At 65.3% G+C, this 9580-nt stretch carries 13 protein-coding genes; 8 read left to right on the top strand and 5 right to left on the bottom strand.

Annotation, left to right across the window (positions count from 1 at the left end; genetic code table 11):
• Positions 1-239: putative immunity protein (locus VN047_RS14525; protein ID WP_325543840.1), on the bottom strand; the 239-nt coding region annotated here is incomplete at its 3' end.
• 5 nt (positions 240-244) lie between these two features.
• Complete coding sequence (locus VN047_RS14520; protein ID WP_325543839.1) at positions 245-1174, bottom strand: glutaminase; 930 nt, start codon at positions 1172-1174, stop codon at positions 245-247.
• 99 nt (positions 1175-1273) lie between these two features.
• On the opposite strand from VN047_RS14520, the gene VN047_RS14515 reads away from it, so the two are divergent.
• From VN047_RS14515 to VN047_RS14485, 7 genes are all read left to right on the top strand, one after another.
• A complete protein-coding gene (locus tag VN047_RS14515; protein ID WP_325543837.1) occupies positions 1274-1747 on the top strand; it encodes a VOC family protein in 474 nt (157 codons plus the stop codon).
• Complete coding sequence (locus VN047_RS14510; RefSeq protein WP_325543835.1) at positions 1744-2070, top strand: metalloregulator ArsR/SmtB family transcription factor; 327 nt, start codon at positions 1744-1746, stop codon at positions 2068-2070. Before VN047_RS14515 ends, VN047_RS14510 begins: the two co-directional genes overlap by 4 nt.
• Positions 2067-2537, top strand: coding sequence for an SRPBCC domain-containing protein (locus VN047_RS14505; protein WP_325543833.1), 471 nt, complete (start codon positions 2067-2069; stop codon positions 2535-2537). Before VN047_RS14510 ends, VN047_RS14505 begins: the two co-directional genes overlap by 4 nt.
• 78 nt (positions 2538-2615) lie before the next feature.
• Complete coding sequence (locus VN047_RS14500) at positions 2616-3299, top strand: RNA pseudouridine synthase (RefSeq protein WP_325543831.1); 684 nt, start codon at positions 2616-2618, stop codon at positions 3297-3299.
• Positions 3292-3690 carry an alternative ribosome rescue aminoacyl-tRNA hydrolase ArfB gene (gene arfB / locus VN047_RS14495; RefSeq protein ID WP_325543830.1) on the top strand — a complete coding sequence of 133 codons (399 nt, stop codon included), beginning with the start codon at positions 3292-3294 and terminating at the stop codon, positions 3688-3690. The genes VN047_RS14500 and arfB overlap by 8 nt, the downstream gene beginning before the upstream one ends.
• A 14-nt stretch (positions 3691-3704) precedes the next feature.
• Positions 3705-4295 carry an SOS response-associated peptidase family protein gene (locus tag VN047_RS14490; protein ID WP_325543829.1) on the top strand — a complete coding sequence of 197 codons (591 nt, stop codon included), beginning with the start codon at positions 3705-3707 and terminating at the stop codon, positions 4293-4295.
• Positions 4296-4376: 81 nt separating this feature from the next.
• Positions 4377-4685, top strand: coding sequence for a PilZ domain-containing protein (locus tag VN047_RS14485; protein ID WP_325543828.1), 309 nt, complete (start codon positions 4377-4379; stop codon positions 4683-4685).
• A 17-nt stretch (positions 4686-4702) separates the two neighbouring features.
• On the opposite strand, the gene VN047_RS14480 is transcribed toward VN047_RS14485, so the two are convergent.
• Positions 4703-5128, bottom strand: a complete 426-nt coding sequence (locus tag VN047_RS14480; RefSeq protein ID WP_325543827.1) for an EVE domain-containing protein — start codon at positions 5126-5128, stop codon at positions 4703-4705.
• 132 nt (positions 5129-5260) lie between these two features.
• Here VN047_RS14480 and VN047_RS14475 point away from each other — a divergent pair, with 132 nt between their 5' ends.
• Entirely contained in the window at positions 5261-6190 is a 930-nt protein-coding gene (locus tag VN047_RS14475) for an isopenicillin N synthase family dioxygenase (protein ID WP_325543826.1), read from the top strand.
• A gap of 69 nt (positions 6191-6259) precedes the next feature.
• Here VN047_RS14475 and VN047_RS14470 read toward each other — a convergent pair whose 3' ends face one another.
• Together VN047_RS14470 and VN047_RS14465 are read right to left on the bottom strand one after the other, a co-directional pair.
• Positions 6260-7840: a S10 family peptidase gene (locus tag VN047_RS14470; protein WP_325543825.1), complete on the bottom strand. Its 1581-nt coding sequence runs from the start codon at positions 7838-7840 to the stop codon at positions 6260-6262.
• A 34-nt stretch (positions 7841-7874) separates the two neighbouring features.
• Entirely contained in the window at positions 7875-9575 is a 1701-nt protein-coding gene (locus VN047_RS14465; RefSeq protein WP_325543842.1) for a DUF885 domain-containing protein, read from the bottom strand.
• Positions 9576-9580: the final 5 nt, after the last annotated feature.

Raw genomic sequence — 9580 nt, 5'->3', positions numbered from 1 at the left:
CTTGCCGCCGGATCGCCGGTTTCCCGCGCGGCCCTGTGCGCCGCCCAGGCGGTATCGCGGAGCGCCCTCACGCGCTCGCCTCCGCGCGCGAATGTCCGTGCCGCAGCGACAGCTTCGCGCGGACGCCTGTCCGACGCGTGGCCTCGTTCGAAGATGGCCAGCACCTGCTCCGCGTTACCGACCGCATAGGCCACGACCGCGCGAAGATCGGCCAGATCCAGATCGATTTCGGCCGCCATGTGGACTAATCGAACACCGACCAGCCGGCGGCATAGGCGAAATGTTCGAGCGCGACAGCGCCGGCCAGCGAGGTACCCGCCGTATTGAGCGCGGGCGACCAGACCGCGATCGCTCCCTGTCCCGGAGCGATGCACAGGATGCCGCCGCCAACCCCGCTCTTGCCCGGCAGGCCGACGCGGAAGGCGAACTCGCCCGAATTGTCATAATGGCCGCAGAGCATCATGATCGCGTTGATGCGCCGCGCGCGGTGGGGTTCGATCAGCTGCTCGCCGGTCAGCGGATCGCGACCCTCCATCGCGAGAAACAGCCCTGCGCGTGCAAGCTGGCGACACGACATGGCGATGGCGCACTGGCGAAAATAGACGCCGACCACCGTTTCGACGGGATGCTTCAGATTGCCGAAGGCGTCCATGAAATGCGCAAGGCTGCGGTTGCGCGCGCCGGTTTCCGATTCGGAAAAAGCGACATCGAAGTCGATCCCGACGCTGTCGTCGCACGCGCGCGCGCGCATGAAATCGACGATCTCGTCCGCGACCACATCGCCGCTCCGCCCGTCGATCAGCCTGTCGGTCGTCGCGATCGCGCCGGCGTTGATCAGCGGATTGCGCGGAATGCCCTGCTCGCTTTCAAGCTGGACGATCGAGTTGAACGCCGATCCCGACGGTTCGCGCCCGACGCCGTCCCACAGCGCGCTTCCGACGCGGCGCAGCGCGAGCGCGAGCGTGAAGACCTTCGACACCGACTGGATCGAAAAGGGCTCGTCGGCATCGCCCGACGCGTGGACAGTGCCGTCGGGGAGCGCAAGCGCGAAGCCGAGCTTGCCCGGATCGACCTTCGCGAGCGCAGGGATGTAATCGGCGACGCGGCCTTTTCCGAGGTGCGCGGCGGCGAGTTTCATGGCTTCGTCGATGTGATTGCGGAGATCGTCGGTCATGGCTTTGCCTAGCATAGCCCGGGCGCAACGCATGTATTTTCATTTTATCAGAAATATTCTATATTGCAGAAATTAAATCCACGAATCGGGAGAAGAGCCATGGTCGATCATCCGCGCGGAAAGGGGCTTTCGAGCGCCGTCAGCTATCGGGACAGCAAGGCGGCGTTCCGCTGGCTGGAGGAGGCGTTCGGGTTCGAGCCATTGTTCGTGCTGCTCGATGCCGACGGAAACCTCGCGCATTCGGAAATGGGTTATGGCAATTCGGCGATCATGGTCGGCAACGAATGGTCGGACGATCACAAGAGCCCGAAATCGATCGGCGGCAAGAATACGCAGTCGGTCCATGTCCAGCTGGGCGTCGGGGAGGATATCGATGCGCATTGCGAACGCGCTCGCGCTGCGGGCGCCGACATCATCGCGGCGCCCGAGACGCAATTCTATGGCGACCGCAGCTACCGCGCGAAGGATCCCGAAGGCCATATCTGGACCTTTGGCGTCACGGTCGAGGAAAAGACCGCCGAGCAGTGGGACGCCGAGGGCGGTTTCACGACCAAGACGCGGCTCGACGATTGAACACGCGCGTCGATAGCACGCTCGCCGCGCTCGCCGACCCCGTCCGGCGGCGCACGGTCGAACTGCTCGGCGAACGCCCGCGCAGCGCGGGCGAGCTCGCGGGCGAACTCGGCCTCGCGCCGCCCGCAATGAGCCGGCATTTGCGCGCGCTGAAGGAAGGCGGGCTGGTCGAGGATGGCCATCCCGACTTCGACGCGCGCGTGCGTATCTACAACCTCAAGGACGGCGCGACGGCGGAACTCAGGCAATGGCTCGCCGAAACCGAGGCGATGTGGACGCATCAGCTGGCCGCGTTCAAAACCCACGTCGAGCGCAGCGTGTGAGCGGCGCGGCGGTGATCGTCGCGCTGCGCGTCGGCGTGTCGCCCGATGTCGCCTTCGCCGCCTTTGCGAATGACATCGGGCAGTGGTGGAAGAGTCATCCGCTGTTCCGGCTGTCGCGCAAGGGCGACGGCGTGCTGCGCTTCGATCCCCAGGGGCCAGAGGGCCGGCTCGTCACGCGTTTCGACGATGGCGATGAATGGGAAATCGGGCTGGTGCGGCACTGGGTTCCGGGCGAGCGGCTGGCGTTCGGGTGGCGGCTGCCGAGTTTCAAGGCGGGTCAGGCGACCGAGGTCGATGTGCGCTTCGAGGCCGTCGGCGGCGAAACGCGCGTCACGGTCGAACATCGCGGATGGGACAATATTCCGCAGGAACACGCCGCGCGCCACGGATTCGAGCTGATGCTGTTCCAGCGACGGCTGGGCGAGTTCTGGCGCATGTCGCTCAAGGGCATGAGCGAACGGCTTTAGCGAGGCTTCGGCCTCGGGATGGCGTTCATCGCGCAAGCTTCGCATTGGCGGAGCGCGGCGCTTCGCCTATAGCGCGCCATGCTCCTTTCAGATCGTGTCCTTTTCCTCGACGGCGAGGCCCTCGTCGTCGACAAGCCCGCCGGCCTCCCCGTCGATGCCCCGCGCGACGGCAGCCTCAGCCTCGAAAACCATCTCGACAGCTTGCGTTTCGGTTTCAAGCGCTGGCCGCTTCCCGTCCACCGTCTCGACCGCGACACGTCGGGCTGCCTGCTCCTCGCGCGCAATCCCAAGGCGCACGGCCGCTTCACCCGCGCGTTCGAAAGCCGTGAGGTCGAGAAGCAATATCTGGCGATCGTCGAGGGGATACCCGAAGGAGACGGCGGCACGATCGACCTGCCGCTTGCCAAGGTATCGACCGCCGAGGAAGGCTGGCGCATGGTCGGCGACGCCAAGGGCAAGCCATCGGTATCGCATTGGGAAAAGCTCGCGGTGGTCGGGACACGCAGCCTGCTGCGCTTCCGCCCCGAGACCGGCCGCACCCACCAGCTCCGCGTCCACGCGCTCGAAGGACTCGGTTTTCCGCTCGTCGGCGATCCCGTCTACGGCCGCGGCGGCGCGAAAACGCGTACACTGCTCCACGCCGAACGGCTGGTGGTAAAACGTGACGTCAAGCCATCGATAATTGCCGAAGCGCCCTTCCCCGACGCGTTCCTCGCACTGGGCTTCGCGGCGCCGGAGGGAGCGGCGCCGACCCGTGGCTGACATTCCCGAAAGCGCGATCACCGAACGCTTCCTCGCCGGGTCGGGACCGGGGGGCCAGAATGTCAACAAGGTCGCGACCGCGTGCCAGCTTCGCGTCGATGTCTACGCGCTCGGGCTCGAGCCCGACGCCTATCGCCGGCTGAAGACGCTCGCGGGCAGCAGGATGACCACCGAGGGCGAACTCGTCATCCTCGCGCGCCGCTTTCGCACGCAGGAGGCAAACCGCGCCGACGCGCGCCAGCGGCTGAACGAGCTGGTCGACGCCGCGCTCGTCCGCCCCGAACGGCGCATCAAGACCAGGCCGAGCAAGGCCGCAAAGGCGCGGCGGGTCGACAGCAAGAAGGCACGCAGCACCGTGAAATCCGGACGCGGCCGCGTTCGCCTCGACTAGGATCGGCCGGGGCGATGCACCTCTACCGCCTCGATGCGTCCGCCGCGGCGATTTCCGCCGCTTTCGGGGTCGATGCGGGCAGCGACCCCTGGACCGGCGATTATGTTACGCCCGGCCGGCCCGCGCCGGTGATCGTGCCCGACAGTCGCGGCGGACCGCGGCGCTATCTGCGTCCCAAGCTGTGGGGTGTCCCGCCGCCGCCGCGCGGTGCGCAGCCGGTAGCCAACGTCCGCAACCTCGCAAGCCCGTTCTGGATCGGCACGCTGCGCCATCCCGAGCTACGCTGTCTGATCCCCGCGACCAGCTTTCCCTTATGGTCCGGGCCCACCGGCGCGAAGCGCCAGCATTGGGTCGCGATCGACGGGCGGTCGATCTTCGCCTTCGCGGGTATTCACCGTCAGGCCGAGGACTGGCCGAGCTTCGCGATCCTCTCGACCGATCCCAACCGCCTCGTCGAACAATATCAGGCGAATGCGATGCCGGTCATCCTGCATCCCGAGGATCACGAGCGCTGGCTGACCGCCGAATGGCGCGACGCGGCAGCGCTCGTCGCCGCGTATCCCAGCCATTTGATGACGACCGGGGACACGCCTCCGCTTCCCTGAATTCACCATCTTTCTTCACTTCGGGATAACCAACGGCGCAATAGACCTGTGCGATCGAACGACCGGGTGGGATTCGCAAAAGTGCAGACGCATCGCAAAGCCGCATCGCAGGGACGACGCGCCGCACGGGCACCCGTGTCGGCCCGCGCGCGCTTTCGCGAGCCCGGTTTCAACCCGTTCGATGTCGAGCTGTTCGACCTGTCATCGACCGGCTTTCGCATGGTTACCTTTGCCCGGCCGCAGGTCGGCAAGACGATCTGGGTGAGCCTGCCCGGGCTTCATCCACTCGAAGCCGTTGTCCGCCGCGCCGATGGCAACGATCTGGGCTGCGAATTCGTCCATCCGCTCCACCCGTCGGTGGCGGCGCATCTGCAGGTGAAGCTGCGCTGACGCGCTGAGGCGCGGGATCAGCTTTCCGGCTTCTCCGATTTCTTCAGGATATGCTTCCACTCATCGGACGTCACGCGTCCGACCGACAGCCGCGACTGGCGGATCAGGTCCATGTCGGCAAGCTTCGGATCGGCCTTGATCGCCGCGAGCGTCACCGGGTTGGCGAGCGCACGCACCGGCGCGACGCGCACCACGACCCACGGCGATCCTTCATCGGCAGTCGGATCGGGAAAGCTTTCCTCGGTGATCTTCATGATCCCGACGCATTCCTTGCCGATATTGCTGTGATAGAAGAACGCCTCGTCGCCGACCTTCATCGCCATCATGTTGAGCTTGGCGGTGTGATTGCGCACGCCGTCCCAGATGCCGGTGCCGTCCTTGACGAGCTGGTCCCACGCATAGGCGTCGGGTTCGGATTTCATCAGCCAATATTGCTTTGCCATGGCGGCGGGCTTAGCCGAGCGGCGCGCAGGGTGGAACCGCCTTTTTCCCTTTTACCCGCACACCGCAGCGCCTAAATCGGGGTTCATGACGCGCCCGCCGGGCGCCGCCCCTACCGGATGGATTTCAACCGCATGACCGCTGCCGTTCCCGTCATTTCCATGGCACTTCCCGCCGACCGGTTCGCGAAGGATTTCGGGGCGTCGTTCGAACGCTTCGGCTTCGCGATGATCACCGACCACGGGATCGATCCCGCCCTGATCGACGAGGCGTGGGCGAAGGCGAAGGCCTTCTTCGCGCTGCCGGAGGACCGGAAGCGCGCCTATCATATTCCCGGCGGTGGCGGCGCACGCGGCTACACGCCGTTCGGGACCGAAATCGCGAAAGGCGCGAAGGAGGTCGACCTCAAGGAATTCTGGCACGTCGGCCGCGACCTGCCCGCGGGCCACCGCCTCGCCGCGCAGCAGCCGAACAATGTCTGGCCCACCGAAATCGACGGTTTCCGTACGGCCTATGACAAGCTGTTCGCTGAATTCGATCGCGTCGGCGCCCGGCTTCTGTCGGGCATCGCACGCTATCTTGGCCTCGCCCCCGATTTTTTCGACGATACGGTGGCCGACGGCAACAGCGTGATGCGCCTTCTCCACTATCCGCCGGTCGAAGCGCCCGCGAAGGGCATCCGCGCCGAAGCGCATGAGGACATCAACACGATCACGCTGCTTCTGGGCGCCGAGGAAGCCGGCCTCGAAATCCTCGACAAGGATGGCAGCTGGCTTCCCGTTTCGCCGCCGCCGGGCGCGATGGCGGTCAACGTCGGCGACATGCTGCAGCGGCTGACCAACAACAGGCTGCCCTCGACCACCCACCGCGTGCGCAACCCGGACGAGGGTCGCGCAAGCGTGGCGCGCTACTCGATGCCCTTCTTCCTCCACTTCCGCTCGGACTATCCGATCGAAACGCTCGAAAGCTGCGTCGACGCCTCGCACCCGAACCTCTATCCGACGCCAATCACCGCAGACGCGTATCTGCAGGAACGGCTGCGCGAGATCGGGCTGAAGAAATAGGCGGCGGCTTCCGTTTCGCGGCGGGGACGATCAAAGATCGTCCCCGCCACGACAGCGGCGCCTCCCCGCTTAGCCGCCGCGCGTCGCGCTGTCGTAAAAGGCGTCGAGGTCCTTCTTGAACTGCCCGATGACCGCGGGATTGATGTAAACCATGTGACCCGACTCATAATAATGATAGGTCAGATTCGCCCGCAACGACGGGTCGATCTGCATATGCTTCAGGTCATATTCGGCACCGAAAAAGGGTGTCGCCATGTCGTAATAGCCGTTGAGTGACAGCACCTTCAGATACGGATTCTGGCGCATCGCCGCCGACAGGTCGAGCGCGGTGTTGGCGAGCGCCATCTGGGCGCCGCCCTGTCGCCCGCCCGGCGCGCGGTGGCGCTGATCCCAGTTGCCGCCGCCGATCTTGACATAATAGTTGGGGCGGTAGGCAAGCTTGGTCTTGTAGCCGAGCGTGCCGAACAGATATTTGTTCAGCGCGCCCACATAAGGCCCGCTGATCGCCGCATCGGTGGTGTCAAACTCGGGGCTCTCCCCCGCCGAATCGACATCGAAGCCGACGAAGCGCGAATCGAGCCGCCCGACGGTGCGTTTCTGGTCGCGCATCAGTTCCTTGCGGAAGCGCGACAGTTCGACGCGAAGATCGGCGTCGAGAATATATTTGACCGGTAGCCCGGTATAGGCACTCATCTGCTGCGCGACCGCCTGCCGTTCCTCGTCGCCGAGATCCGACCCTTTGGCGAGCGCCGATGCATAAGGCCCCGTCGTCCATTGTCGTACTTCGGTCAGGAAGGGTTCGAGCGCCGCCGGCTTGTTCGCCAGCCGGTTGTGATACCAGGCGGTCGCGGCATAGCTTGGCAGATAGGTGAGGTAAATCTGGTCGTAGCCTGGCTGGCGCACGCCATAGTTCAGGATCGACGACAGCAGCACGACGCCGTTCATCTGTACCCCGCGCTGCTGGAGCGCATAGACGAGGCCCGCGCCGCGCAGCGTGCCGTAGCTTTCGCCGAACAGGAATTTGGGGCTGTCCCAGCGGTCGTTGATCGTGAGGTAGCGCATGATCCCGCGCGAAAAGGCGTCGATATCCTGATCGACGCCCCAGAATTCGGGGCCCTTCGACTTGCCGATCGGGCGCGACAGGCCGGTGCCGATCGCGTCGAGGAAGACAATGTCGGTCTTGTCCAGCATCGTCTCGGGATTGCTGCGGATACGATATGGTGCGGGCGCAGTGCTCCCCGCAGTCGGCGTTTCGACGAGTACGGGGCCGATCGACCCCATATGCAGCCACATGCTCGACGACCCCGGCCCGCCGTTGAAGGTGAAGGTCACCGGGCGCGGCGCCGCGCCCTTCGGCCGGTCCGCGACATAAGCGACATAGAACATGCTCGCCACCGCCTCGCCATCGTCGTTGCGGATCGTGAGCGTGCCGGGGGTCGCGGTATAGGCGATCGTGCGCCCCGCGACCGTCACGCTGCCGCGCTTCGGCTGCGCGTCCTCTTCGGCGCTGGCACGGGCGATATCCTCTTCGGGCTCATCCTTTCCGGCTTCGGTTTTCGCCGGATCGGGTTTCGTCTTCTCTTCGGCAACCGCCGGGAAGGCGAGGATCGCGGCAAGCGCGATAGCGAGCGGATAGCTGTTGATACGCATGGTCTCTCCTGGGGATTGTCTGTTTTATCGAGGGTCAGGGCGCGACGGCGTTGGGACCTTCGCCGCCATCGGCTATGAATTTCTGGAGCTGCTGTTCGAGCACAGGAAGCGGCACCGAGCCCAGTGCGAGGAAGGTGTCGTGGAACTTGCGCTGGTCGAACTTCGGTCCGAGCTTGGCTTCTGCCTCGGCGCGCAGCCGCCGGATCGTGATCTCGCCAAGCTTGTACGCGAGCGCCTGTCCCGGCCAGCTGATATAGCGGTCGATCTCGGTCTCGACGTCGTGCTGCGCGAGCGCGGTGTGGCTTGCGAGATAGTCGATCGCCTTTTCACGGCTCCAGCCATAATGATGGACGCCTGTATCGACGACGAGCCGCGACGCGCGCCACATCTCGAACGAAAGCCGTCCGAAATCCTCGTAGGGCGTGCGATAGATGCCCATCTTGGTGCCCAGCCACTCGGTGTAGAGGCCCCAGCCCTCGCCATAGCCCGAGAAATAGGTCTGGCGGCGGAAGGCCGGCCATTTCGTCGTCTCGAGCGCAACCGCGGCCTGGAAGCTGTGCCCGGGGACGCATTCGTGAAGCGTCAGCGCGGGGATCTGGTACAGCGGGCGCGACGGCAGATCATAGGTGTTCATCAGACATGCATCGAGCCCGCCGCGCCCCGATGTATAGGTCGGGGCGATCGCGTCGGGCACCGGCAGGATCGTGAAGCGGTAGCGCGGCAGGAAGCCGATCGTATATTTGAGCTGGCCGTCGGCGCGCTTCGCGACGAGCGCCGAGAAGGCGAGCAGTTCCTCGGGCGTCTTCGCATAGAATTGCGGATCGGTGCGCAGGAAGTGGATAAACGCGGCAAGGTCGCCCTTGAAGCCGGCCTTTTCCTTCACCTGCTCCATCTCGGCGGTGATCCGCGCGACTTCCTTGAGTCCGATCTGGTGGATCTCTTCGGCGGTCAGCGCGGTGGTCGTATATTCCCTGATCTGCGCCTGATAAAAGGCCTTGCCGTCGGGCATCGCCTCGGCCGCCAAGGTTGTGCGCGCCTTCGGCAGATACTCGTCCCTGAAGAAGGTCAGCAGCTTGGCGTAGGCGGGCGCGACCGTCCCCGAAATCACCTGCTGCGCTTCGGCACGCAGCCGCTCCTGATCGGCGGCGGGGATCGTCGAGGGCATTTTGGTGAAGGCGCTGTAGAACGGGTTCTTCGCCACGTCGGTGTCGACATAGGCCGCGATCGTCGCATCGCGCCCTTCGAGCGAGGCACGCGGGACGCTGAAGCCGCGCTTGAGCCCGGCCCGCATATTGACGGTCTGCTCGTCGAAATAGCGCGGAATGTCGCGCATGCGGCCGATATAGCGCTGATATTCCTCGATCGAAGGCCAGGCATCGCGCGCGCTCAGCCCCGACCAGAACTGGCTGTCGGCGTTGAACGGCATCTCCCACATCCGGTACTTGCCCTCGGCAACGAACGCCTCGAGACTGGTACGGAAGACCGCGGCGTTGATCTTCTCATTTTCCGACAATTGATCGACGGGAATCGCGTCGAGCGCCGCGAGTGTCTTTTTCCAATAGGCCTGCCGTGCCGCCTGCGTCGCGGCATCGACGCGCGGCAGATGGTCGGCCGAGGCGGTGAAGGGCGGATCGCCGACGCGGCGCGCGAACTCCTTCTGGCGCCACGCCCATTCGGCTTCGTAAAGCTCCTTCAGCCGCGCGTCGGCGGCGCCGGGGATGGCCGCCGCGGCCAGGGGCG

The sequence above is a fragment of the Sphingopyxis sp. genome, from assembly GCF_035565275.1.
Taxonomy (GTDB): Bacteria; Pseudomonadota; Alphaproteobacteria; order Sphingomonadales; family Sphingomonadaceae; genus Sphingopyxis.
Note: the sequence above shows the minus strand (reverse complement) of the source record. Positions and strands in the feature narration are given on the sequence as shown.